Annotated in this window: 19 protein-coding genes and 1 pseudogene; 8 read left to right on the plus strand and 12 right to left on the minus strand. The window is 67.1% G+C overall.

What is annotated here, in order from left to right:
• The first annotated feature begins 4 nt into the window (after window positions 1-4).
• Together IT361_01900 and IT361_01905 are read left to right on the plus strand one after the other, a co-directional pair.
• Entirely contained in the window at window positions 5-694 is a 690-nt protein-coding gene (locus IT361_01900) for a transposase (protein MCC6316416.1), read from the plus strand.
• A 51-nt stretch (window positions 695-745) separates the two neighbouring features.
• Window positions 746-886, plus strand: coding sequence for a hypothetical protein (locus IT361_01905; GenBank protein ID MCC6316417.1), 141 nt, complete (start codon window positions 746-748; stop codon window positions 884-886).
• Window positions 887-1,856: 970 nt separating this feature from the next.
• Here IT361_01905 and IT361_01910 read toward each other — a convergent pair.
• Entirely contained in the window at window positions 1,857-2,966 is a 1,110-nt protein-coding gene (locus IT361_01910) for a hypothetical protein (GenBank protein ID MCC6316418.1), read from the minus strand.
• An 818-nt stretch (window positions 2,967-3,784) separates the two neighbouring features.
• Between IT361_01910 and IT361_01915 the strand changes: the two are divergent.
• Window positions 3,785-3,958: pseudogene (locus tag IT361_01915) on the plus strand (site-specific integrase).
• A gap of 62 nt (window positions 3,959-4,020) precedes the next feature.
• Here the strand turns inward: IT361_01915 and IT361_01920 are convergent.
• From IT361_01920 to IT361_01955, 8 genes are all read right to left on the minus strand, one after another.
• Complete coding sequence (locus IT361_01920; protein MCC6316419.1) at window positions 4,021-4,629, minus strand: HD domain-containing protein; 609 nt, start codon at window positions 4,627-4,629, stop codon at window positions 4,021-4,023.
• Window positions 4,626-6,278, minus strand: a complete 1,653-nt coding sequence (locus tag IT361_01925) for a hypothetical protein (GenBank protein ID MCC6316420.1) — start codon at window positions 6,276-6,278, stop codon at window positions 4,626-4,628. The genes IT361_01920 and IT361_01925 overlap by 4 nt, the downstream gene beginning before the upstream one ends.
• Window positions 6,279-6,468: 190 nt before the next feature.
• Window positions 6,469-8,397, minus strand: coding sequence for an NAD(P)/FAD-dependent oxidoreductase (locus IT361_01930; GenBank protein ID MCC6316421.1), 1,929 nt, complete (start codon window positions 8,395-8,397; stop codon window positions 6,469-6,471).
• 69 nt (window positions 8,398-8,466) lie between these two features.
• Window positions 8,467-9,669 (minus strand): P1 family peptidase, encoded by a 1,203-nt coding sequence (locus tag IT361_01935; GenBank protein ID MCC6316422.1) that lies wholly within the window; start codon window positions 9,667-9,669, stop codon window positions 8,467-8,469.
• A gap of 176 nt (window positions 9,670-9,845) precedes the next feature.
• Entirely contained in the window at window positions 9,846-11,177 is a 1,332-nt protein-coding gene (locus IT361_01940; protein MCC6316423.1) for an aspartate aminotransferase family protein, read from the minus strand.
• Between the two features lie 54 nt (window positions 11,178-11,231).
• Window positions 11,232-12,005, minus strand: coding sequence for a mechanosensitive ion channel (locus IT361_01945; protein ID MCC6316424.1), 774 nt, complete (start codon window positions 12,003-12,005; stop codon window positions 11,232-11,234).
• A gap of 130 nt (window positions 12,006-12,135) precedes the next feature.
• Window positions 12,136-12,363 (minus strand): hypothetical protein, encoded by a 228-nt coding sequence (locus tag IT361_01950; GenBank protein ID MCC6316425.1) that lies wholly within the window; start codon window positions 12,361-12,363, stop codon window positions 12,136-12,138.
• A 1-nt stretch (window position 12,364) separates the two neighbouring features.
• Entirely contained in the window at window positions 12,365-13,402 is a 1,038-nt protein-coding gene (locus IT361_01955; GenBank protein ID MCC6316426.1) for a zinc-binding dehydrogenase, read from the minus strand.
• Between the two features lie 88 nt (window positions 13,403-13,490).
• On the opposite strand from IT361_01955, the gene odhB reads away from it, so the two are divergent.
• From odhB to IT361_01980, 5 genes are all read left to right on the plus strand, one after another.
• Window positions 13,491-14,783 carry a 2-oxoglutarate dehydrogenase complex dihydrolipoyllysine-residue succinyltransferase gene (gene odhB, locus IT361_01960; protein MCC6316427.1) on the plus strand — a complete coding sequence of 431 codons (1,293 nt, stop codon included), beginning with the start codon at window positions 13,491-13,493 and terminating at the stop codon, window positions 14,781-14,783.
• Between the two features lie 222 nt (window positions 14,784-15,005).
• Complete coding sequence (locus IT361_01965) at window positions 15,006-15,440, plus strand: hypothetical protein (protein MCC6316428.1); 435 nt, start codon at window positions 15,006-15,008, stop codon at window positions 15,438-15,440.
• 189 nt (window positions 15,441-15,629) lie between these two features.
• Window positions 15,630-17,039 (plus strand): dihydrolipoyl dehydrogenase, encoded by a 1,410-nt coding sequence (gene lpdA / locus IT361_01970; GenBank protein MCC6316429.1) that lies wholly within the window; start codon window positions 15,630-15,632, stop codon window positions 17,037-17,039.
• 356 nt (window positions 17,040-17,395) lie between these two features.
• Window positions 17,396-18,526 carry an alanine--glyoxylate aminotransferase family protein gene (locus tag IT361_01975; protein ID MCC6316430.1) on the plus strand — a complete coding sequence of 377 codons (1,131 nt, stop codon included), beginning with the start codon at window positions 17,396-17,398 and terminating at the stop codon, window positions 18,524-18,526.
• Window positions 18,523-19,494 (plus strand): hypothetical protein, encoded by a 972-nt coding sequence (locus IT361_01980; protein MCC6316431.1) that lies wholly within the window; start codon window positions 18,523-18,525, stop codon window positions 19,492-19,494. The genes IT361_01975 and IT361_01980 overlap by 4 nt, the downstream gene beginning before the upstream one ends.
• Before the next feature lie 236 nt (window positions 19,495-19,730).
• Here the strand turns inward: IT361_01980 and IT361_01985 are convergent, their stop codons facing one another.
• The 3 genes from IT361_01985 to IT361_01995 all read right to left on the minus strand — a co-directional run bounded on the left by IT361_01985 (window position 19,731) and on the right by IT361_01995 (window position 24,173).
• A complete protein-coding gene (locus IT361_01985) occupies window positions 19,731-20,141 on the minus strand; it encodes a hypothetical protein (protein ID MCC6316432.1) in 411 nt (136 codons plus the stop codon).
• Between the two features lie 422 nt (window positions 20,142-20,563).
• Window positions 20,564-21,325, minus strand: coding sequence for a Spy/CpxP family protein refolding chaperone (locus IT361_01990; protein MCC6316433.1), 762 nt, complete (start codon window positions 21,323-21,325; stop codon window positions 20,564-20,566).
• Between the two features lie 163 nt (window positions 21,326-21,488).
• Window positions 21,489-24,173, minus strand: coding sequence for a hypothetical protein (locus tag IT361_01995; GenBank protein MCC6316434.1), 2,685 nt, complete (start codon window positions 24,171-24,173; stop codon window positions 21,489-21,491).
• Between the last annotated feature and the right edge of the window lie 27 nt (window positions 24,174-24,200).

The raw sequence follows: 24,200 nt of genomic DNA on the forward strand, positions 1-24,200 counted from the left end.
CCCGCTGGCCGCAGCGCTCCGCCGGCACGTCCTCGCCAGCTACGTGCATCTGGACGCGACACCGATCGACTGCTGTGATCGCACGCGACCCGGCAAGGCGCAGACGACGCACGTGTGGACGTATCGGGCGCGGAGCCCGGATCCGGCGGTCGATGGCCTGGTCTGGTACGACTTCCAGCTGACCAAGACGCCGAAAGAGCCGGCGCGGCTCCTCGCGACGTATTACGGGGTCGTGCAGACCGACGGGGCGTCGGGCCTCGACACGTTAGGCCCGCCTGAGCGCATCACGCATCTGGGCTGCTGGGCCCATGCGCGCCGCTATCTCGTCAACGCGGTGGAGAGCGGCGACACGCGCGCGATCGTGTATCGCGAGCAGGTCGATCGGCTCTTCCGCTATGACGCACGGGCCCGCGCGATCCTCGCCGCGGTCCCCGCGGCATCCCGGGCCGGCCTGGCCGATCGACTCGCGACCTGGCGGGCCCGCTTCAGTCGGCCGCTGGCCGACGCCGTCTTCGCGCGCGCGGCGACGGATGTGGTGCGACTCCCGCCGAAGAGTGCGCTCGCGGTCGCGTTAGGCTACGTGCTCGGGCAACGGCCGTCGCTGATGCGCTGCGTGACGACGGCGGGCGCGGCACTCGACAACAACCGCGCCGAAAACGCGATCCGGCCGCTGACGCTGGGGGCTCGGAACTAGCTGTTCATCGGGCACCCCGACGCGGGGCCGCGCCTCGCCAGGCTCTTCACCGTGAGCGAGAACGCCCGGCAGGCGAAGCTCGACATCGAGGCGTACCTCACGGACGTCCTCACGCGCTTCACCGGCGCGAACACCGCCGACCGGCTGCCCCGCGCCTGGCAGCGGGCGCGCGCCGACGGCATCCTCGCATAGCTCCCGCCGGCCAGTCGATACCATCGACGGTAACCCCCGTCCGAGCCGGACGCTTACGGGAGAAGGCGCGTCTTGCACCTGTGCACGCTCGCTCACCATCCTCGCGAAGAGCGGGAACGGCAACGCCCAGTCCTCGTCAGGAGCACCGCGCGCTCGCCGGCCCTCTCCTCAGGTGGCGCCACCTGACCGACCGTCGAGTCGCTTCCGGACTTGACGGCAGCGGGGACTCCGACGCTTGTTCGTTCGTCGAGTGTGGACGGAGACACCCATGCGCTTAGGCCGCGTTACAAGCCTAACGACGACGACGCGCGACGGAACAAGAGAGGGCCCAAGCACTTGACTTGGGCCCCCTTCATGACTGCCTGTCCTATCTTGCCCGCCGGGCGCAGCCGCTCCGACACTCCGTTGATCCTCGCGATGGCATGTCGCTATCGCTAATCACACGTCCAAATCGAAAGGGTCGCGCCACGAGCTACTCAGGGCACCGAGCTGTTCGGTATGAGCATCTTGCCTCTATACGCCCACGTACTATCGAAGACGTATGCTGATGTGAACTCACTACCAACTGCTCGCGACGGATCAACAACTCGGTGAGACGTTCCAACCAAGAAGAGATAGATCGGAGCGCCGCTTGCTGAGCTCTTGCCAGCCAGGCTATCCGCCAGTTCAGATCCGCGCGCGCACAGCGCCTCGTCCGATGACACAGACACAGAGGACGGGCTACTTCCGTCCAGCCCTAGCTGTTGTCGTAAGGTAACAAGACCCGAGACTGAGGTAGTCAACAATCGGGAGATCGCGCCCACTCCGGACGCGCTAGCCTGTCCAGACTTACAGCTGCCTACCCCGCGAGCTTCCGATGAAGACGGAACTCCAAGTGTGGCAAGCGCAAGCGCAGCAACTGCGAAGAAGCTGAGAAATGTTCCGTTGAGTCGTGGGCGGGTCATGGCGCAGAGGATAGAATTGGTGTCAGTCATCGAGACCACGTACACTGGCTGCCCGAGCCGTGGTTCCAAAGCCACTTTTGTGTGGTGCCTGCAGAAGGAATGGGATTTGGAGGCGGATAGTCAAGCCTATATACCCAACCACCTTTCGTGATCACGGAGTCAGGCACGTCATACGACATCGTTGCATACCAATCCCCGGCATGGCCAAACGGTTCGTCGTATAGTTCAGGCGGACCCGTGATCGGCAGACCATTCGGTCCATCAATCTGACAGTCATACACGAGCTCGCCGGGTGCAACCGGATGGCTGTGATATGTCCCTATGAGCGTGCTCCCTGCGGGAACGCCAGCGATCGGTGGTTGCTTCAGGTACACACTGCAAGCGGTGTTCAGGTGATCCCACGGGAACGCCTGTACGGAGCCGTCAGGTAGCCGATATATGAAGCCCGCCTGCTCAAGGCGAAGTGGAGGAGCCGAGTCCACACTTGATTGGAAAAGCTCCTCCATGAGTGCGGTACGGATCGACTCGTTGTCAAGGATGCTGTCACCCGTGACGCAGTTCGTTTGAGTCACCTTCGCGGAGTCGCTTAGTGTATAGCCATCGAACGTCCCCTTCACAACCATCCAGCCGGTGGTGGATACGGTTCGTGTGCACACCTCAAGGTTCCAAGGACAGGTACTGCTAATACCGGTGACCGGGCGCCATGTCCACGTCGGTGCAAAGTATCCTCCGCCATTAGCCAGCGTTCGCTTGAACGTCACCGCTTTCGCGCCGTTGATGAGGTTAGGCGTGGCAGTGACTTTCAGCTTTGGTGGCAGAACGACCACGGTCACGCTTCCGGACTGAGCATCGCCATTCACAGTCGCGAACACGGTCAGCGTGCCCGAACGAGTGAAGGGTCGTTTGCAGAGGCGAGTCGCCCCGACGTTGTTCGGAAGAAAGTTACTCCACGCGCACGGCGACGTTTGTGTTCCGAATGCTGGCACCCATCTCGTCGAGTCAATTGTCCAGGGTAGGTCAATCCCGCCAGCGCCTCCGGGGGAAACCGAGGCCGTCACCACGATGCTATCCAAGTAGTTCACTTGCAGTGGTGTTGCAGTCACCGTGAGCGCCGCATTTAGCTTCTCAATCTTCACCGCCTGCCCGTTGTCTGCGTAGGTGTTACAAGGACCGTAACCAGCACCGGGCGCCGAACAGTCCATTGAACCCGTGTTGGGAGCGGTACCTCGCAAGATCGACAGACTCCCTCGCAGCAAGGCGTGGCCCGTTTGAAGCGTATCTGAGCCAGTTGGCCCCGTGCAGCCTGGCGCGTACCAACTCCCCTCAGCGGAGACAACGTAGACCGCAGAGAAGCATGTGGGGGGCAGCGAGGCTCCGTTCGAAAACCCGGAAGGACCATACGACCCAGGCATCGGGATCGTCGGAGAGCCGCCATCTGCGTAGAAGTACGGTGTCCTTGCCGATGTGATCGTTCCCGTTGCCGTGATACGATAGAGCAGCTTCTTGTTCACCAAGGGGGTAAGTGCAGTTGTCTTCGTTGTATTGTAGCCCGACTCATGTACCCCACCGAGCGAAGCAACGGCGACAGTACTATACGAAAAGCCTGCAGAGGAAGAAGCTTGCGCCGTAAGCTGCGTGGGGACTGTTGATCTGGTGTCGAGGCTGGCTGGTTCACCGCAGCCCAAGAAGGCTGAAAGTGCGGCGAGGGTGAGCGGAACTGTCCTGCGACAGAGCCGAACGTCGGATGGGTGTGTGACCATACAAACGCGATGGACTGTGGTGATAGGAAGTGTGCGAGCACAGAGCCGCCGGGCATCGCGAGGATGACGCTGGCCCGCTGTTCCGCCCCGTGCGCAATCCATCCACCGGCCAGCTCAAGAAACCGCTCAGCCCCGGGGCGCGCAACAACAGCGTCGTGATGAAGTACGCCCGGAGCACTGGCCTCCCCGTCGGCGGCTTCTGCGTGCACTCCTTTCGGGCGACCGCGGCGACCAGCGCGCTCGACCATGAGGCCGATATCGCCAAGGTGCAGGAGTGGCTTGGGCATGCGAACATCGCCACGACCCGGCTCTACGATCGCCGGAAAGCCCGCCCCGAGGACGGCCCAACCTCTAATGTCCGGTACTGACTCGAAGGGCATGGCTCAGGTGCCGGGGGATGGGAGTACACGGAGCACCGCGAGCACGGCGATCAATCAGGTCGCGTGCGTGCCAACCGCTCCGTTTCTTCGTCGAGCTGCCGGCGGAACTCGGCGATCAGCGCCGGCGACTCGGTGTGCTGGCGCGCGTAACGAAGGTTGAAGCGGTAGTCGAAGTCGGGCGGGTTTCGCCCCTGGGTGTGCTGCAGGATCGTCTCCAGCTTGTCGAGCGCCTTCGCGAGGCGTGCCTCCGGACTCGCCGCAGCTTCGTATTCATCCCACAGGGCAAGCACCTCGGCGCGCGTCTCGTCAGGCAGCGGCTCGATGAGCGCGGCCAGGTCGCGGCGCTCCGCGGCTGCCTTGCCCTCGGACTCGCCCGCTGCCAGGCGACGCGCCTGCTCGGGTGCGGGGATGTCACCACCGATCGCCTCGCCCAGGTCATGCACGATGCAGATCCTGAGCACCCTGGCGATGTCGACGCCAGGAAACTCCGGCGCCAGCACCAGCGCCATCAGGCACAGTCGCCATGTGTGCTCGGCCACACTCTCTGCGCGGCCCGCGGAGGTCCACGCCGAGCGCAGGGTGACCTTCAGGCGCTCGGCATCACGCAGGAACTGGAGCAGGCCAGCCAGACGCAAGGCGTCGACGGGTGCGTCGCTCATCGGTCAACGACCACGCCGCGCACGCCATCGTCGATCGGTGCGCGGCTGACCCCCGCTGCACCCAGCGCCTGCGCCATGGATGTGTGAAACGTGGTTCCGGCGGGGTAGGCGATCGTGGTGTTGCCGATGAACGCGTTGCGGCTCCAGGTGGATCGCCCACTCGCACCGGCCTGCCACGCGCGCGCGCCCTCGCCAACGCCGCTGGCGCCCAGCCCGTAGCGCCCGCGCGGCAACACGTTGTTGGTCATGGTCAGGTTGCGAGCCGCGACCTTGATGCGCCCGCTGATGTCGAACAGCACGGCATCTCGCACCTGCGCGGACGGTTCGAACACGTTGCGTGAGAACACGATGTCCTGGTTCTCGGCAACGAATATCACCGGGCGGCCGTCGCCCTCGTAGGGCGGCACGGCGATCGGCTCGATCCAGTTCTCCGTCACTTCGAAGCGTCGGACCGTGGAGTCCGTAGTGCTGCCCGGTCGTTGATCCGCACGCCCGGCAAAGGAGAAGCCTGCGCCGACGTGACGCACGAGGTTGCGTCGAATGGTCCAGTCGCTCGACGAACACGGTGGGCAGGTGCCGCCCTGCGTGGTCGACTTGAGCACGAACGCGTACCCCGTCTGACCTTCCGTCCAGACCCCTTCGATCACGTTCTCCTCCACCAGTACCCGCGCCGACGACTTGGTCTCGATCAGGTTCTTCACGTTCCACCGCTGGCCTTTCCAGGCAATCGGCTTGGTCACGTGATTACGCCTCATCGTGATGTCCGACGGCACGAGGCCGGGGATGCGCGGATCGCCGCCACCGAACATCAGGTTCTCGCTCGCCGCAGCGAGATAGTTGTCCTCGATGAGCATCGGCCCCGACCCACCCCACGAGATCACGCACTGGCTGTCGAACCCGGTCGCATGGATCTCCTCGCACCAGCTGCGCGTGAGGGTGAACGCGCCGCCGTTGGCCGAAAACGCGCGCCGCACATGTTGATGCTGCCACCCGTGCACATACACCCGATCAAAGGAGATGTTGGTCGGAAGGTCGGCGCGCTCGCGTTCGACGAGCGAGCCAACTTCGACGATCGCCACCGGCCCTCGCTCGAGCAGTGAATCGCTTGTCAACTCCACGCCGAGGATGTGCCACTGCGATGCGCGCGGAAGGAACTTGAGCGTGCTGGTCGCAGCCCCCGAGGCGAGGCGCGCCAGTCCGCTGGCCACGGACGGTCGCATGCGCCCCGTTGGCAGCGTGACGGAGGGATGGGTGCGCAGCACGATCACTCCCGTATCGCGCCGGGCTGGCACCGTAAAGCTGCCCGCGTAGCGCGCGCCGCGCGCGAGGCACAACACGTCGCCACCCTTCGCGGCGTTGAGCGCGGCCTGCAGGCGCTCTCCGACCTGCACCGTGCATGGCCTGGCGTCGAGCCCCGCCGGCACAAACGGCCGTGTGCGCGGCAGCTCGGCGACCCTGCCTGTCACCTGCGGCGGTGCCTCACTCCGATTGACGGGCCCCGGGGGGGGCGCCGTAGCAGCACCAATGGTGGGCGCTGAAGCGACCGGCGCCGCAGGTGACGGCGACGGCGTCCCCTGCACGGTCACCGTCGACGAATGCGAACACGCCAGCAGGGCGAGGAGCCCGGCATGCATCGTTCGCGCGCTCACGCGGGCTCCCCGGAGATCACGGAACGCAGCGTCCGTACGCTCACGCGGGGCTCCCTGAGATCGTGCTACGCACGGTCCGCGCGCTCACGCAGGCTCCGGGACGGCCGCGCTACGCAGTGTTCGCGCGGTCACGCGGGCTCTCCGTGTCGCACCCTCGTCGCGCCGGGGAACAAGCACACCGCGTGCTGCGTCACTGACCCTTCCACAGCTCGCCCACGGCCCGGTGGGCCTGGTCGATCGCGGCATTGGTATAGGCATAGGCGGCGGCATCCGAGTTGGCGATCGCGATGTTCCCGTGCCGCCGGCGCGCGATCTCGTTCGGCGCCTGACCCGGTGGCCACACCGGATCATACAGCGAGTTGTACTCGTACGCGTAGCCGTGCGACCACCGGTTCACGGTGATCCCCGCGATGTCGCGCGCCGGATCGAACCCGCCGGGCCCGAGCATGCGCGCGAGCTGAGAACGCACCTCCCGCTCGAGCGTCGCGTACGGCGTCCCAAGCAGTTCGTTGCGTCCGAGGCGTTGCTGGTCGCGCGCGGAAACTCCGGGTTTGCACGGCGTGCGCATCATGAAGAGTACCACCGGATCCTGAGGCCCCTTCGCGAAGCGATAGCTCCCCATGCTCACCGGAAAGTCGACCTCGGTACGCGTCCAGTACATCGCCGGTGACCGGATCTCGTGCACGCGCTGCCTTGCGAGCGAGGTCCAGTTGCGCACGGCAACATTCGTGTAGACCAGCGGCACCTTCACGCCATAGGCGAGCGCCTTCTTCTGGTCGATCGGCAGCTCCGGACAGATGTGCGGAATGACGCCATGCCAGCACGCGAGCACGCACCGGGCGGCGACCACGGTGTATGCCCTGCCGTCCGCAACGTAGGTGACCTCCACGTCGCCCGTGCCGTTGGGCCGCAGGTGCCTGACGCCTATGACCGTTGACGACAGCCGGAGCCGCGTCGCGTTACGGGGCAGATCGAGGTTGCCGTATCGCGCACGCGCCGTCACGATGTCGGTCATGGTGGTGCCGTCGAGCACCCCGGGGATGAGCCGACGTACCAGCAGGCGCGCGATACTCGCGTTCCCGTCGGGAAAGTGGAAGATGTACGGCTCGTCGTGATCGAGGCGCGACGTCAGGCCCTGCCCTGGCCCCGGCTCGTGGCCAAGGCCCAACCCGTTGAAGCCGGGAAACCCCAGTCCCCGGCAGTCTCCCGCCGGCACGGCGTCGATCCCGACGCCGAAGTAGTCGTGCGTCATCGACTGCAGATACGGCAACGCGCCTGCATCCAGCTTCACGTGGTCGGTCAGCCAGGCTCGATAGCTCGTCCGTGCGAGCAGCGCCAGCTTTTCTGCGTTGGTCTTTCCCCGGAGGTAGTCCCGCCGTTCCGTGTGGAGACGCACGAGATCGCGGCGCACGACCGGCGTCATGGGCGCCCTGGCGAAGAACGCGCGCCAGGTCATCGACTCGGGCTTTGGCACCAGCACGTCGCGCCCGAACGTCTCCTTGTCGAAGAAGGTTCCCGGCGTCAGCCCGAGCCTGGTGAAGTACTTCCGGTCGAAATGCCGATAGAACGCTTGCGTGTCGATGGCCAGCGACGTGAGCAGGTCGCGCGCAACCGTGGAGTATTTGCCGGGCGTGTCGATGGACTGCGTGCCGCCGTAGCCGATGAGCTGAGTGCCGTCGACCGTGAACTCGTTGCGGCGCGCGTGCCCGCCAAAGTCGTCGTGGTTGTCGAGGATGAGGATGCGCGCCGATGTGCCCGCCTGCGCCCGGTAGAAGTGGGCCGCGCTCAGACCCGAGATCCCGGCACCGACCACCACCAGGTCATAGCGTCCGTCGACGGGCGTCGCCCGCCCGAACGCGGCAGGCCTGGCACCGTCGCGCACGCGATGCGCCACTTCGAACGCGCCGTCGTGACTCCCCCGCAGCCCCATCTTTGCCGGCGGGTAGTCGGCGTCGCCCTGAAACACGCCCGCGCGCCACAGATCAGCCGGCGTGAGGCTCCCCAGCGCGCCAATGCCGATGGCGAGCCCATTGAGAAAGTCGCGCCGGGTGACATCAGCGCGCATCCCGAGGTCGCCATCGGACCCGTGTTCACTCCGTTCCCCTTCGTGCGACGCCATGCCGTCCTCACCCCCGTTTCCAGGCCGCCCGCTCAACGCGTCATGCTTTCTGTCGTTGGCAGCTCCGCGCTATTGCATTCGCCCGTACTTGCGCATGGCGGCCATCAGGCGGTCATGCGGCAGCGCGAACAACCGCAGGTCGTTGGCGCCGGTCATGGTCTCGGCCGCCAGCATCGCGTTGGTGATTGCGGCCTCGGTGGCCCACGCCGTCGCGTTGAACAGCGGGCTGATCATCCCGTTCGAGAGCATCTTCACGTTGGCCGAGTCCCGCGCCGTGCCCGTCGCCGGGTTCGCCGTGGAGAACGCCACGAAGATGTCGCCCGAGCCGTTGCCGCCAAAACCGCCTTCGCGCCCCAGCCCCACGGCGACGCGCTTCACCAGGCGCTGCAACTGGTGCGGGAGCAGCGGTGCGTCCGTCGCGACCACCACGATGATCGAGCCCAGTTCCGGCTCGTCGTCGTTGCGCGCGCCCTGCTGATCGCAGCGGCGCGCATATCGAGGATCGCCGACGGGGATGTCCGTCGTGGCGAAGCACGATGTCAGGTCCGTGATCTCTTCACCCACCGGCACGCCCGCAATCCGCAGATCGCGGCGGCTGCCGTAGTTGCACTGCACGAGCACGCCGACCGTGTAGCCGCCCTGCTGTCGGGACAGGACGCGTGAGGCCGTGCCGATGCCGCCCTTGAAACCGTGACACGACATTCCGGTCCCACCGCCCACCGCGCCCTCCAGCACGCGACCCCCGCGCGCTCCGTCCAGTGCTGATTTCACGTGTTCGGCGGTGACGTGGAAGCCGTTGATGTCGTTGAGCCCACCGTCATAGGTCTCCGCCACCACCGGCAGCCCCCAGGGCTGCATGCCCGGCCGGCCCACCTGCCATTGCAGGATCGCGTCGCGCACCACGCCGACCGAGTGCGTGTTCGTGATCGCGATCGGCCCTTCGAGCAGGCCCCCCTCCTGCAACCACGTTGTGCCCGTCATCTCGCCGTTGCCGTTCAGCGTGAACCACGCGCCAAAGACGGGGTCGCTGCTGCCGCGGCCTCGCGGATGAATCACGGTGACCCCGGTGCGCACCGGGCCCTGGCCAACCACGAGCTTACCGCTGCCGCGGATGATCGTCGTGTGCCCCACTTCGATGCCGGCAATGTCGGTGATGGCGTCGAGCGGGCCTGGGGTGCCGCCGATCGGCAGCTTGAGGTCGTTCTCGCGGGACTTCTGTGCCTGGAGCGCTGAGGCGCTGAGGAGGGCCAGGACGAGTGCGGTGGCGCGCATGATTCGAGGAGGGCTTGGGTGACGCGTCAAACTGTCGCCCGTCCCACGACGTGCAAGGTCGGCCAGAAAAAAGGGCCGGCTCCGTAAGGAGCCGACCCGTGAGTTGCTGAAGATCCTGGCGCGCCACCCGCGAGAATCTCATGCGCGGCGGCGCTTCACCCACCGCTCGACGGCGATCAGGGAATCCGACGAAGCGCTGCCCTGATGCCGTCCACCATCCGGTCCACCTGCGGTCGCTCGATGATCAGCGGCGGCGATAAGGCAATGATGTCGCCCGTCACGCGGATCAGCAGCCCGTTCCGAAAGCAGTCGACGTGAGCCTCCATCGCGCGAGCGCCGGGCTTGCCAGGACGCGGTTCCAGCTCGATGCCGGCCACGAGGCCCAGATTCCGGATGTCCGCCACGTGCGGCTCGCCCTTGAGCGAATGCACCGCGTCCTGCCAGTAGGGCGCCAACTCCGATGCGCGCTCAAAGAGCCCCTCGTCACGATAGAGGTCCAGCGTCGCCAGCCCAGCGGCACAGGCCAACGGGTGGCCGGAATACGTGTAGCCATGGAAGAACTCGATGCCGCCTTCGCTCGCGTTCACCACGCTCTCGTAGATGCCATGGCGCACGAACACGGCACCCATCGGCACCGCGCCGTTTGTCAGCCCCTTGGCCACGGTCATCAGGTCGGGTGACACGCCAAAGTGCGTCGTCCCAAAAGCCGACCCCAACCGTCCGAAGCCGGTGATCACTTCATCGAAGATGAGCAGGATGCCGTGCGCATCGCAGATCGCGCGCAGCCGCTCGAGATAGCCGACCGGCGGCACGAGCACGCCCGCCGACCCGGCCACCGGCTCCACGATGACGGCAGCGATCGTGTCACCGCCGTGTACGGCGCAGAGCTCCTCCAGCGCGTCGGCCAGGTGCGCGCCGTGCTGCGGCTGCCCCTTGGCGAACGTGTTGCCAGGCACCCCGTGCGTCGCGGGAAGGTGCGCGTCGGTGTTGGGCACGAGGTGCGACGCGAACACCTTGCGGTTGTTCTCGAGACCGCCCACCGAGATGCCGCCGAATCCCACACCGTGGTAGCCGCGGATGCGCCCGACGAGCCGCGTGCGCTTCGTCTCCCCGCGCGAGGCGTGGTAGGCAATCGCGATCTTGAGCGCGGTGTCCACGGCCTCCGAACCCGAATTGCCGAAGAACACGTGGTCCAGGTCGCCCGGCAGCATCTGCCCCAGTCGCGTCGCCAGCTGAAACTGGAGCGGGTGCCCCAGGTTGAACCCGGGCGCGTAATCCAGTGTCGCCGCCGCCTTCTGGATGGCCGAGACGATCGGCTCGCGGCAGTGGCCGGCGTTCACGCACCACAACCCGGCCGTGCCATCCAGGATCTCGTTGCCGTCAACGTCGGTGTAGTACATGCCGTGCGCCTTGGCGAGCAGCCGTGGCGCCTTCTTGAATGCCCGATTCGCGGTGAACGGCATCCAGAGTTCTTCGAGCGAAATCTCGACCGGGGCAATGGTGGCCATGTGCGTCACTGGTAACGGGGATTCGTGGGTTCCTGCACCTGCCGATACGTCGCGTCAGGCGTGCCGCTGCATCACTCGCGCCTGCGCCTCGGCGTCGTCGGCAACCTCCTGGGCGGCCAGCTCGGCCTCCTCTTCCTGCTCGCGCTCCGCCGTCTCACGTTCGATCGCGTCGCGCTCGGCACGATAGCGCGCGTACCACTCCCGCGTCACCTCACCGGCCAGCTCGCGATTGCCGAGCCCGAAGGCCAGCGCCATGGCCAACGCGATCGCACCGAACAGGATCGCGAACGCCGTGGTGACGATGTCGGTGGCGATGCCCAGCTCCTGCAGCGCCATGAACACCGCGAGCACCACCACTCCCCAGCGCCCCACGCGCGCCAGCGTCGGCCCGCCCTGCACCGCGCCCGCCGACGCCATGATGAGTCCGCCCGTGAATCGCCCCAACACGATGCCCACGATCAGGATCACGATCGCCGACATCAGGCTCGGGATGTACCCGACCAGCTCGGCAAACACCTCGGCCAGCGACTCCATGCCCAACGCATTCGCCGCCAGCATGATCACCGCAAACATCACGAACCAGAAGAGCAGCTTGCCCACCACCCGCGTGGGATTGAAGTGCGATCCGGTGCGCTCCACGGCCTCCATCACGCCGCCGCGCTCCAGCAGGTTGTTGAGACGAAGCTTGCGGAGGAGACGCTCGACACCCTTTTCGACCAGCTTGGCCAGCAGGTAGCCGGCAAAGAGGATGATGAGTGCACCCAGCAGCGCGGGGACGATGTCGGCGAGCTGCGCGAAGCTATCCTGGAGACGCTGTATGAAGGGCACGGCGAGGTGGACGGGTGTCCGGGAAATCTAGGCTGATTGATCGGGACGGGGATGGTCCGCCGTCGGTGGCTCCAGGGTCCACCCCGGAACTCGCGCGCCCCGCGCAGCGCCCCGACCGCACGCCAGAACGCTAGTTCCGCGTGCCACGCCTCGCGTCGAAGATGGCGCTCCGCCGGCAGCCCGAACACAGGAGCCACTCGCGCCGGCGGGCGTAGCCGAGGCCAAACGACCCGCCGCCAATCTCGCGCAGAGTCATCCGTGACTCACAACGCGGACATGTCGCCTGACCCGTGGCCGCAAAGGCCTCCCGGATCGCCCGTTCCTCCTCGGCGGTGTACTGCGCCCGCTCGACGCTCACGCTACCCGATCTCCACCACAACCTTCCCGAACTGCTGGCCGCTGGCGAGGCGCTCATACGCCTCGCGGCCGCGTGCGAGAGGGAACGTGCTGTCCACCACTGGCATGAATCGGCCGGCGTGCAGGTGATCGGTGATGGTCGAAAACTCTCGTTGCGTCCCCATGGTCGATCCCATGATGGTCCATTGGTTCCAGAACAGACGCCGGATATCGGTCTCCACGTTGGGCCCGGACGTGCCGCCGCATGTCACCAGCCGTCCGCGCTTGCCCAGGGCACCTAACGACTGCTTCCAGGTACGCTCCCCCACGCTGTCCACCACGACGTTGACGCCGCGCTTTCCCGTGCGCTGCCGCACCTCGCGCCCCACGTCCATCGTCGAGTGATCGAGGTACACGTCGGCACCCAGGACGCGAGCGCGCTCCAGTTTCTCCGCGCTCCCGGACGTGACCCACGTCCGCGCTCCGAGGAATCGACAGATCTGCAACGCCTGCTGCGCCACGCCGCCCCCAATGCCCCAGATCAGCACATCTTCACCCGCCTGCACGTTGGCGCGCGTGACCACCATGCGCCACGCGGTGAGCGTCGCGAGTGGAAACGCCGCCGCCTGGACGAACGAAACACCGTCGGGCACGGGCCGAAGGTTGGCCGCGGGCACGACGACACGCTCGGCCATGGTCCCGGGGACGTGTTCTCCCAGGATCCGGTAGGTCAAGCACAGGGGGTCGTCGCCGTCCCGGCAGTACTCGCACGTGCCGCAGTTGATGCCGGGGTTGATCAGGACGCGAGCTCCCGGCCTGACGCCGGTAACCGCGCTGCCCACGGCCTCCACGACGCCCGCCGCGTCCGACCCCACGATCCAGGGCGGGGTGATGGAGACGTTGGGCAGTCCGCCGAGCACCCACAGGTCCAGGCGGTTCAGCGCGGCCGCATGAATTCGCACGAGCGCGTCGGTCGGCGACGCGATCGTGGGAGTCGCAAGATCCTCTCGATATTCGAGTTGCTCGACGCCACCGTGCGCCGAGAGCGTGAGTGCTCGCATGCCCATGCCGTGCGGTTATATTGCGATGCCATGCAACTGCCGATCTGGACGGGAGTTGCACCCCATCTTCCGGGTCCGGATCCGCCGAATGCTCTCGATCACTGTCCCCCCGCTTGGCGAGTCGATCGTCGAAGCCACCATCTCCCGCTGGACGAAGAAGGAAGGGGACGCCGTCGCCGCCGGGGAGACCCTGGTCGAACTCGAAACGGACAAGGTAACGGTCGAAGTTCCGGCGCTGAAAGCGGGTGTGCTCGCGCGTCGCAGCAAGGCCGAGGGCGACGTGGTGACGGTTGGCGAGGTGCTCGGCGAACTCGATGAAACGGGCGCCGCCGCCAGCGTCGAGCGGACCACCGCAAGCGCAGCTGCGGCACCCTCGGCGCCCCCCCCGATCGTTGCAGCACCGAGCGCACCGCCCGCCGCGCCAAGCGCCCCGGTGGCGACTGCGCCAGAAGTGCGCGCGTCTCCGGCCGCGGTTCGCGTGGCGGCCGAGGGTGGTGTTGACCTCGCGGGAATCGCGGGGACCGGTCGAGGCGGAGTCGTCAGCAAGCCCGACGTGATCGAGCAAGGTGGCAAGGTTGCTGCGACGCGCGTCGCGGCGGCGGCGCCTGCCGCTCCCGCGGCCCCTGCGCTCCCCGCCGCCCCCGCGCCGGTGGTTGCTGCAGTTGCGCCGCCAGCGAGCAACGGCGCGCGCGAAACGCGCGAGAAGATGACGACGCGTCGCAAGCGCATCGCCGAACACCTGCTCGAGTCGCAACACCAGACGGCGCACCTCACGACGTTCAATGAAGTGGACATGACGGCCGTGGAGGCGCTGCGCGGCCGCATCAATCCAAAGCTGGAAAAGGAGCAGGGCATCAAGCTGTCGATGATGCCGTTCTTCGTGCGCGCGGCCTGCCTTGCGCTCAGGCAGTACCCGGTGGTGAACGCAAAGATCGACGGCGATGCGATCCTGTATCACCACTACGTGAACATGGGCATCGCGGTGGCGTCCGATGCGGGGCTGGTGGTCCCCAACCTCAAGGACGCGGATCGCCTGGGCATGATCGACATCGCAAAGAGCATCGGCGCCGTGGCGAAGAAGGCACGCGACGGCAAGCTCACGATGGACGACCTCACGGGCGGCACGTTCACCATCACCAACGGCGGGGTGTTCGGTTCGCTCGTGTCGACGCCGATCATCAACTACCCCCAGGTCGGCATCCTCGGACTGCACAAGGTGCAGGAGCGTCCAATGGTGGTGAACGGCGCCATCGTCGTCCGACCGATGATGTACATCGCGCTCTCCTACGACCACCGCATCATCGATGGCCAGCAGGCCGTGCTGTTCCTTGTGAGGATCAAGGAGCTGATGGAGGATCCGGCGTTGCTCGCGATCGGGTGATCCTTCGCCAGGCAGACGGCGGGGCGCGCTGACCGAGTCGGCGCGCTCCGCTTTTTTTCGGTACTGACGTGCGTCGGCGACCACACGTTCTTCGCGCAGGAAACCCTTCGAGGTTGGCCGGTTTCCAAGAGAGCGTCAACCATGCCGACGCGCACAACGGCCGAGCCGGGTGAATCCGGCAGCGCTCCCTCTGCGTAGTGCGAGAGTCCCGAGGTCAACGCAATGAGTCCCCGATTCGCATTCACGCCGCTCCCGCCCTCCCGCTCCGACGCCCGCCGGCCTTCGGCGCTTGCCGCGCTCGCCGGCACCTGGCGCGGGAACATGGTGGATCAGGCAGGACACCGCGAAAGCATGACGCTCATCCGCGACACGACGAGCGACGCGGCCGTTGCGGGGCGCTTCCTCTTCTTCGTGACGCGCGACGTCGCACCGACCGGCGTCAGGCTCCTCGAAGCGTCGAACACATCGTTCGTCGCCATGATCGGGCCGTACTTCGATCCGCGTGAGTCCGGCGACGTGGTCACCGTGCTCGAGGGCCATCGGACCGGAGACCGTATCGAAGGCACGTTCTACACACGACTGCACGGCTGCCGAGATACGTTGCGCGAAGGGACGTTCTCCGCCTCTCGCTCCGGCTCGACGCATCGGGCCGCGTGAACCCTTCGGTCGCTTCTGGTGTCAGACACGCGTGGGGCCGGGTGATCGGTCCCTGACAATGGGGCACCGCGGAGCATCGCGGTGTGGGGGGCGGGTGCGGTCGCTTCGCGCGGCCGCACCCGCTTTTTATGTTCCGGCAGCCCCCCCAGCGCGGTTCGCTCCCGCGCGCCGCCACGCACCCGCCCTCTCATGCCTGACTCCCCACTCTCCGCCGATGTCGTCGTCATCGGCGGTGGCCCCGGTGGCTACGTCGCCGCCATCCGCGCCGCGCAGCTCGGACTCTCCACGGTCTGCGTGGAGATGGACAAGACCCTCGGTGGCACGTGCGTCAACGTCGGCTGCATTCCGTCGAAAGCGCTCCTGCAGTCCTCGGAGCACTACGAGTTCGCGCGCCTGCACGCGCACGAACACGGCCTGACCTTCGATGCGCTGCGGTTCGACCTCGGCGCGATGATGAAGCGCAAGGACGAGGTCGTCGGCGCCAACACGCGCGGCGTGGAGTTCCTGTTCAAGAAGAACAAGGTCACCTGGGCCAGGGGCCGCGGCACCCTCAAGACCGGCAACATCGTCGAGGTCAGTGGCCCCGACGGCTCGGTCGCCACGTATCAGGCACGCCACGTGATCCTCGCCACGGGATCGGTGCCGATCGAGCTGCCGTTCCTGCGGTTCGACGAGCAGCGCGTCCTGTCCAACGTCGGTGCGCTGTCGATCCCCGCGGTGCCCAGACACCTCGTGGTGATCGGGGGCGGTGTCATCGGGCTCGAACTCGGATCCGTGTGGCGACGGCTCGGTGCAAGAGTGACGGTCGTCGAACTCATGCCCACGATCCTCCCCGGCAACGACGATGAAGTCATCAAGGAGGCGGACCGCATCCTGCGCCGGCAGGGACTCGAGCTGCGAACGGGCACCAAGGTGACCGGCGCGACGCGTCGGGCAGATGGGGTCGACGTGCTGGTCGAGAAGGACGGAACGACCGAAACGCTCGACGCGGACTACGTGCTCGTCTCCGTTGGACGCCGCCCGGCGCTCCAGGGCATCGATGCACAGGCGTTGGGACTCGCGACGGGCAAGCGCGGCGAGGTCATCGTCGACGACCAGATGCGGACGAACGTCCCGAACGTTTTTGCCATCGGCGACGTGGTCGGTGGCAAGCTGCTCGCGCACAAGGCCGAGGAGGAGGGCGTGATTGCCGCCGAGGTGATTGCCGGCAAGCCGGTGCACATGCACTACCGCTCGATGCCGTCGATCGTGTACACCTGGCCCGAGATCGCCACGGTGGGACTGACCGAGGCTGAAGTGAAAGCCTCGGGACGTGCTTATCGCACGGGCAAGTTCCCGTTCAGTGCCAACGGGCGCGCCCGCACCATGGGCGAAACGTCGGGCTTCGTGAAGTTCATCGCCGACGCGACGACCGACGAACTGCTCGGGTGCCACATGATCGGGCCTAACGTGTCCGAGCTGATCCCGGAGGTCGTGCTTGCCTTCGAATATCGCGGCTCCTCCGAGGACATCGGCGTGACCGTGCACTCGCACCCCACGCTCTCCGAGGCGACCAAGGAAGCGGCGCTCGCGGTGCTGGGACGCGCGATCCACTTCTGACCCGACAACCCTGTTCACTGCATCCAACACGAGCCCGGATTCGCTTCGACTGCCGGGTGGAGCATGAGGAAGCCGCACTCGCGGTGCTGGGCCGGACGATCCACGTCCGGCCTGACGACCCCTGTCCCTTGGGCCTCAGACACGAGACCGAGGCTCGCATCGACTGGCGAGTGACAGATACCAACTGATGCTGTAGTGAAAAGACGGACTGGTGCAGCAACGGGCGGTAGACACGACCGCCCGACTGACATGTGAACCCGTCCCTGTACCTTGCCTCCTCCGGTCCCGAACGCAGCTTGAAGGCCGGCCGCGGCCACGACTCTCGTTGCCATTCGCCCACTCTGCCCATTCGCCCGATGTCTTCCACACTCGCTCCAACAGACGCTGCATCGAACGTCAAGGCGCCACCCTTTGGCCGGTTCTTCCTGCCGGGGCCCACGGAAGTGCGACACGAGGTCCTCCATGCGATGACCCAGCAGATGATCGCGCATCGCGGGAAAGGCATCGAGGATCTGATGGCCCGCCTGGCGCCGCGTCTGCAGCAGGTCTTTCGCACCACGCGGCCCGTGTACACGTCCACGTCGTCGGCGACCGGTCTCATGGAGGCCGGCGTGCGCAACGCGGTGCGCGAACGCGTGCTCTGCCTCGTGAACGGCTCGTTCTCGGAACGCTTTCACAAGGCCGCCGTCAACTCCGGCATCGCGGCGGACAAACTCGAGGTACCCTACGGCCAGTACCACGCGCCCGAAATGGTCGCCGACGCGCTCCGGAAAGGCGGCTACGACGTCGTCACGGTCGTGCACTCCGAGACGTCGACGGGCGTGCTCAACCCGATTGCGGACATCGCGAAGGTCGTGCACGACGCGGGCGACGTGGTGCTCGTCGTCGACACGGTGTCGTCGATGGCGGCCGCACCGGTCGAGTCCGACGCGTGGGGCCTCGACTACGTGCTCACCGGCTCACAAAAGGCGCTCGCGCTCCCCGCTGGCCTCGCGTTCTGCGCGGCCAACGATCGCGTGCTGGCGCGAGCAAAGGAGAGCCGGCGCCGCGGACTCTACTTCGACCTGCTCGAGTTCGACGAATACCATCGCAAGAACCAGTCACCCAACACGCCGGCGGTTTCGCTGCTCTATGCCGCCGACGTCCAGCTCGCGCACCTCGAAGCAGAGGGCATGGAAGCACGCTGGGCGCGCCACGCCGCGATGGCCGAGCGCACATGGGCGTGGGCCGAGGCGCTCGGCGCGCGCATCGGCATTCGGCTGTACGCACCGGCCGGCTACCGTGCCCCGGGCGTTACATGCATCACCGTGCCCGCCGGCAAGACGGGATCAGGCGTGGCGAGCGCGATGAAGGCGAAAGGCTTCGTCATCGCCACCGGCTACGGCAAACTCAAGGATGACATGGTGCGCGTGGGACACATGGGCGACCACACGATGGAAGAACTCGAGACGCTGCTCGGCGCGTTGCAGGAGGTCATGACCGCATGACGGCCACCTGGACGGTCCTCGTGGCGGACAGCATCGCCATCGACGGCCTGGCACCGCTTGCTTCCGATCCGCGCTTCGCCCTCGTCGTTCGCCCGGGACTCGCCGGCGACGACCTCGCCTCGGCCATCGCGGACGCCGACGCGGTGCTCGTGCGCAGCGCCACGAAGATCACGCGCGCCTCGCTCTCGAAAGCCGAGCGCCTCAAGGCCATCGGTCGTGCGGGCGTCGGCGTGGACACGATCGACGTCGACGCAGCCTCCGAGCGCAACATCCCGGTGCTCACTGCGCCGGCAGGCAACACCATCTCGGCCGCCGAACTGACGATGGCCCTCCTGCTCGCGCTCGCGCGCAAGGTGCCGGCCGCCGATCGCTCGATGAAGGCCGGCGAGTGGGACCGCAAGTCGTTCAACGGATTCGAGCTCTACGGCAAGACGCTGGGCCTCGTTGGCGCCGGACGGATCGGTGGACAGGTGGCCAAGCGCGCCCGCGCCTTCGGCATGCAGGTAGTCGTGTACGATCCGTGGCTCGGGCAGGAGCGCGCCCGCGAACTCGACGTGCAACTCGGCACGCTGGACGTCGTGCTCAAGTCCGCCGATGTCATTTCTGTTCACGTCCCGCTGACCGACGTGACCGCCGGCCTGATCGGCCCGGCGCAGTTCGCGATGATGAAGGCCGGCGGCCTCCTCCTCAACGTCGCCCGCGGCGGCGTGGTGGACGAGAAGGCCCTCCTCGCCGCCCTCACGTCCGGTCACCTCGGCGGTGCTGCCCTCGACGTGTATGAGGCCGAGCCCTTGCCGAAGGACAGCCCGCTCCGCGCATTGCCCAACGTCGTGATGACGCCGCACCTGGGAGCGTCGACCGCCGAAGCCCAGCAGAACGTCGCCATCGAGATCGCTGAAGCGGTGCGCAACTGCCTGAGCGACGGGGACCTGACGAACGCCGTCAACGCGGCGCGGATCCGGCGTTAGGCACGGAAGCGCCGGGCGAGAGGACACGCACAGTCGGACACTCGGAGGGAGTGAGAGGGGCACGGCGCGGACTCCGCCCGTGCCCCTCTTCTGCGCGACCCCGCTTCAACGCCTCTCGGGGCGTGCATGCGAAACATCCGCCGTGGAGGGCATGAAGGCATGACGGGCCGCACTAACGGTGACGATTGCTTCCGGCGCCACACAGACGCTGGCGCCCAACCTCCCGCCGAGAAACCCTACCGAACCAGTGTCACGAACAGGACGTGTTCGCCGCGGAGCCACGCGCCGTATTCGGTGTAGGCCTGCACGCGCTGCACCATGCGGACACTCGAGACATAGCGCGGTTGGAGGGTGCGCAGCACGTCCGTGGCCCCGGCGTACTGGCCGTTGATGAAGACGTCGATCTCCGGCTGAATGCCGCGCAATACGTGGCTCCCCAGGCGCGCGCGCACCATGGCGGGACGCGTGCGCTGCAGCACGTCGAACAGCGAGCTCGCGTCGGGAAAGCGCTGGATCTCGTCGATCGGGACGAACGTCGAGGTGGCGCCCGACCTGGGACGCGGTGTTGTCAATGTGCCGGACGTGGTGACTGAAGACGTGGTGCAGGCCGTCAGTACGGCACAGGCGAGAAGCATGGCGCGAGTCATTGGACCCTCCTGGCCCCGTGGTGCAGTGGATCGGACGGTCCGTCGCGGGGTTGAGGCGCTCGGCTGCGGCGCGCAGGGATGGTCCCTGCATGGAGAGTCGGCGGTGGGAGCGCGTGACAGTGGTCCGTGACTGTACGGTGCGTGCGTCGCGCCGGCCTGAAAACTCGGGGAACTCCGCTGGGGCAACTACCAGCGCGTTGCCGGCGTGGATGGCGCCCGCTCGCAGACGACGACACGCCCCGGCAGCGCAGCCCTGGAACGGCGGAGGACAGGACCGCGTGCCAGGGTCGGGCCGGCGGCGACACACGAGTGCCCAGGCGCGATGATCGGCGGTGAAAAGAAGCTGCCCCCGGAAGCCGAAGCTCCCGAGGGCATCCGGACGGCGCTCCCCCCAGAGACGCCGCCAGTCGGTGACTGCGCGCTCAGCCGTTGAGGCCGCGCAGCGTGCAGGGATTGTTCCGTTGCTCGGGGGTGAGGATGTCGTTGATCGCCTGCTTGAGTCGAAGCTCGGCGGCGCGGATCGCCTGCATCGCCGGTTCGGCTCGCGCCAGGATCCGTCGGATTTCTTCGGCGCTCTTCCCCGCCGCACGCGCGGCACGGGCTTCTTCGTGCACCGCCTTGATCGTCGCGATGTGCTCCTTGATCGACGCCTCGAACGCGACCTTGAGTTCGCGGATGGCCTTCACCTGTGCCTCGGTCAGCCTCACGCTGTCCCGGCAGACGGTCGGTCGGCGCGAGGCGATCCAGGCGCGCTGCGCGGGCGTGTACACCGCCCAGATGTCGGCCTGCAACTTCACGAAGGCGGCGCGCACGCGTGCCAGCGGCTCCGCGGCCCGCGCCAGGATCTTTCGCACTTCCTCGCGCGACTTGCCGGCCTCGCGGGCCGCCCTGGCCTCGGCCTCGATCTGCATCAGCAGCTGCACGTCCGCTTTGGTTGCGGCCTTGTAGGCTTCGTGCAGCGCGGCAATCTGTGCCTTCTGGTCCGCGGTGAGCTTGAGGCTGTCCGGCAGCTCCGATCCGCCGATGCCACCGCGATCGGTCACCGCCGCGGTCGACGTTCCGAGATCCTGCACCAGGTCGATCCCCTCACTGTCCTGCCGGGTCGGCGGCGGACTCGTGGGTTCGGTCGAGCAGGCAGCGGCAGCGACAAGGACGGCGGCGCAGAGCCACGTGGTGCGTCTCATATGCTGGTCTCTCCGGTCTCGGTGACGGTCGCCGGGGGTGCGCCGCGACAACGTGAAGGGTGGCTGGCGAGCCATGGCTCGCATGGACGTGGAACCGCGTCGAGGCGGGCGTTGAGCCTCGATCCGTGTGATCCGACACCGCGACCCCTGAGGCGCCCTGACACTACGGCTGACGACGTTCCTCCATGACCACGGTCACGGTCACAAAGTCGTCATCGTCGGCACCCTCTGCCGGAAGTCGCACGTCGAGCGCGGTCCACTCACCGATTCCTCCGGTGGACGCGACCTCACCGCGGCCGTCGATCCTGGCAGTGACCCCGGGCGAAGGCCCGCGCACGCGCAGCGCATACGACTGACCCGCCCGACCCTGCAGCGTCACGGTGTACCGGCCCTCGGCAAAGCGCTCGCGCACCACACGCAGCGCCGCCGAACGATCGCCAATGCGTGGCGCCGCGGGCTCGGTCGACACCTCCCATCCCCTGCTCCATGAGGCGCCCAGTCGCAGCCGCTCACGCAGTCTGGCCGTGGAGGACGCGATCACCGCGCCGGGAAGCCGGGCCACCACCGGCGCTCCCGGCGCCATCGTCGTCACGTCGCTCGCGCCTAACGGGAGCGCCGGCTGGAACGTCACCTCGAGCGCGCGCCCCGCGTCGCCCGCCGTGCGCCACACCTCGGCCACCAGCGCACGACCGTTGCGCCGGATCGTGAACGACACACGGTCGGCTCCGATCGCCAGCTGATCGACGCGCACCGAATCCCATTCGGCGGGCAGGTGCGGCGCCAGGGTGAGGCGGCCGGCCGGCGCGTCGACCTCGATGCCCAGCAGCCCACGCACCAACGGCGTGATCACCATCGACGTCGCAAAGAACTGATGCGGCACGGCGGTATCCAGCGGCTTGTAGACACGCCCGCTGATCACTTCCGGATTTCGGCCGAGCGCCTCATCGAACCCCGTGCGCGCGATAGCCTCGAGCGCAAATTGGCCCGCATGTGCGTTGTGGTAGCGATACTGCGCCAGGGCCACCCATCCGGTCACGAAGGGCCACACCGCCCCGTTGTTGTAGTGCAGCGGGTCGAACAACGGGCTACGGGCTGACAGCGGGCGTGCGCCCCAGTCCGTCATGATCTCGGCGCTGGCGAGACGAGCGGCCATCTCGGCGCCCCGCTCGGCGTCAAACACATCGAACGCCATCGCCGTCGCGGGCCACGACGTGAGGTTCTCGTTGACCTTGCCACCTTCGAGGATGGCGAACGCGTACTGCCCCTGTGACGGCATCCACAGCTTCTGTTCGAGCGTCACCAGAGCGCGACGCCTGGTGTCGCGCGCCTCGCGCGCCAGCGCCGGCTCCGACATCACCTCGGCCATGCGCGCAAACCGCTCCAGCGCCGCGACCCACACACCGCTCAGGTACACATCGGACACGATGCCCTGCTGCAGGTCGCCGACCTCCAGCGCCCCCGCGCCGGCGATCGGGTTCTCCATCAGTCCGTCTCCGTCCGAGTCGGCGCTCCGCGACCACTGGTAGGCTTTCCTGATGTTGGGCCACAGCGAGCGGACCAGCGCCGTGTCCGCCGTCTGCTTCCAGTACTCCCCGAGCGCCAGCACCCAGAACGGCGTCGTGTCGCCATGATAGTACGCGTACGGGTAGGCGCCGAACCAGTCGATCTTTGCCGCGCCCTGCGAGATCTCGTGCGTGATCTTGCCATCGGCGCGCTGATACTTCGCAAAGAACCTGAACACGCCCTCGCGCACCAGGTCGCGCTGCGCGGTGGCGGTCATCGCGAAGGCGTTGATGGACGCGTCGCCACCAAAGAACCAGCCAAAGCCGGGACGATCGCTCGCCGCACCGGAGAGGCCGTACCCCGCAACGAGACCGCAGCCAAGGTCCGGATTGCAGACCATCGACTCGTCGAGGTTGACCTTGGCCCACTCGAAAGCGCGATCAAGCGCGGCGTTCGGCGTCTGCACCCGCAGCGTATTCGCTGACAGCGCGCGGTAGTGCTCCACGCGCTTCGCCCACTCCGCCTGCGCCGCGCCCGGGCGCAGGAGGCGCTCATACAGTGCGCGCGCCGAGTCACGGGGCATCTCGCCACCCGCAAGCACGATCGGGATGAACGCCTGATGGATGTTGACGTTGCCGCCCGGAGGCTCGCCCAGCCGCGGCTCCGTGTAGCGTTCGCGTTCATTCCCCACGCCGATCGCAAACTGCGGCGCCGCCGCGGCGAGCATGTGCGCGGGGACATCCGAAGCACGCGTGACGCCGGGCGAGCCGAGGAAGGCATTGATCTGCCGCCGACTCTCGCTGAACACGAAGGCCCGGGCCGGCGCGTTCCAGGCCACGTACTGGCCGCCCAGCGATGCCGGCCAGGCGAAATGGATGTCGGGCCTGAACGAGGCGAGAATCTCCATCGGGCGGATGGCGTCCACCTCGAGCAGCATGATCACCGCGGGCAGGTCCAGCGCGGCAAACACGACTTGCCTGACGGTGAATGTTTCGTAGGCGTATTCGATCGTCACCCCTTCTGGTCGCACCACGACGGAACGCGCCACGTCGCGTCCACGAATGGGGTCCGTGTACCTGGGAACCTTGAAGTCGAGCTGGAAGTCGTGGAACCACTTGATCGGCCACGACCACAGCTCGAGGCGCCCGTCTTCGGTGCCCATCGCGATGCTGCGCCGACCCACCGTCGCGAGGTACGTGTTGGGTCGCGCGTCGCCCCGCAGCTCGAGTGGCGATCGTCCCAGGTCGAACCAGGCGATCGTGGGCGAGGGGCCCTGCGCCCTCGCGGGTTCGCTCCAGGCCAGGCACGCGGTGACAAGGGCGGCGACGCGAAGGCTCTGGCGCATGTGAACGCGAGGTCGAGGGCTCAGGTC

It is taken from the genome of Gemmatimonadaceae bacterium (assembly GCA_020846935.1).
GTDB lineage: Bacteria > Gemmatimonadota > Gemmatimonadetes > Gemmatimonadales > Gemmatimonadaceae > RBC101.

Excerpts from the sequence above, each read along its gene's own strand:
- IT361_01920 (MCC6316419.1), bottom strand. The coding sequence starts at position 4,629 with ATGAGCGACGCACCCGTCGACGCCTTGCGTCTGGCTGGCCTGCTCCAG.
- IT361_01980 (MCC6316431.1), top strand. The coding sequence starts at position 18,523 with ATGACGGCCACCTGGACGGTCCTCGTGGCGGACAGCATCGCCATCGAC.
- IT361_01955 (MCC6316426.1), bottom strand. The coding sequence starts at position 13,402 with ATGCGAGCACTCACGCTCTCGGCGCACGGTGGCGTCGAGCAACTCGAA.
- lpdA (MCC6316429.1), top strand. The coding sequence starts at position 15,630 with ATGCCTGACTCCCCACTCTCCGCCGATGTCGTCGTCATCGGCGGTGGC.
- IT361_01935 (MCC6316422.1), bottom strand. The coding sequence starts at position 9,669 with ATGCGCGCCACCGCACTCGTCCTGGCCCTCCTCAGCGCCTCAGCGCTC.
- IT361_01995 (MCC6316434.1), bottom strand. The coding sequence starts at position 24,173 with ATGCGCCAGAGCCTTCGCGTCGCCGCCCTTGTCACCGCGTGCCTGGCC.
- IT361_01940 (MCC6316423.1), bottom strand. The coding sequence starts at position 11,177 with ATGGCCACCATTGCCCCGGTCGAGATTTCGCTCGAAGAACTCTGGATG.
- IT361_01930 (MCC6316421.1), bottom strand. The coding sequence starts at position 8,397 with ATGGCGTCGCACGAAGGGGAACGGAGTGAACACGGGTCCGATGGCGAC.
- odhB (MCC6316427.1), top strand. The coding sequence starts at position 13,491 with ATGCTCTCGATCACTGTCCCCCCGCTTGGCGAGTCGATCGTCGAAGCC.
- IT361_01975 (MCC6316430.1), top strand. The coding sequence starts at position 17,396 with ATGTCTTCCACACTCGCTCCAACAGACGCTGCATCGAACGTCAAGGCG.
- IT361_01965 (MCC6316428.1), top strand. The coding sequence starts at position 15,006 with ATGAGTCCCCGATTCGCATTCACGCCGCTCCCGCCCTCCCGCTCCGAC.
- IT361_01990 (MCC6316433.1), bottom strand. The coding sequence starts at position 21,325 with ATGAGACGCACCACGTGGCTCTGCGCCGCCGTCCTTGTCGCTGCCGCT.
- IT361_01985 (MCC6316432.1), bottom strand. The coding sequence starts at position 20,141 with ATGACTCGCGCCATGCTTCTCGCCTGTGCCGTACTGACGGCCTGCACC.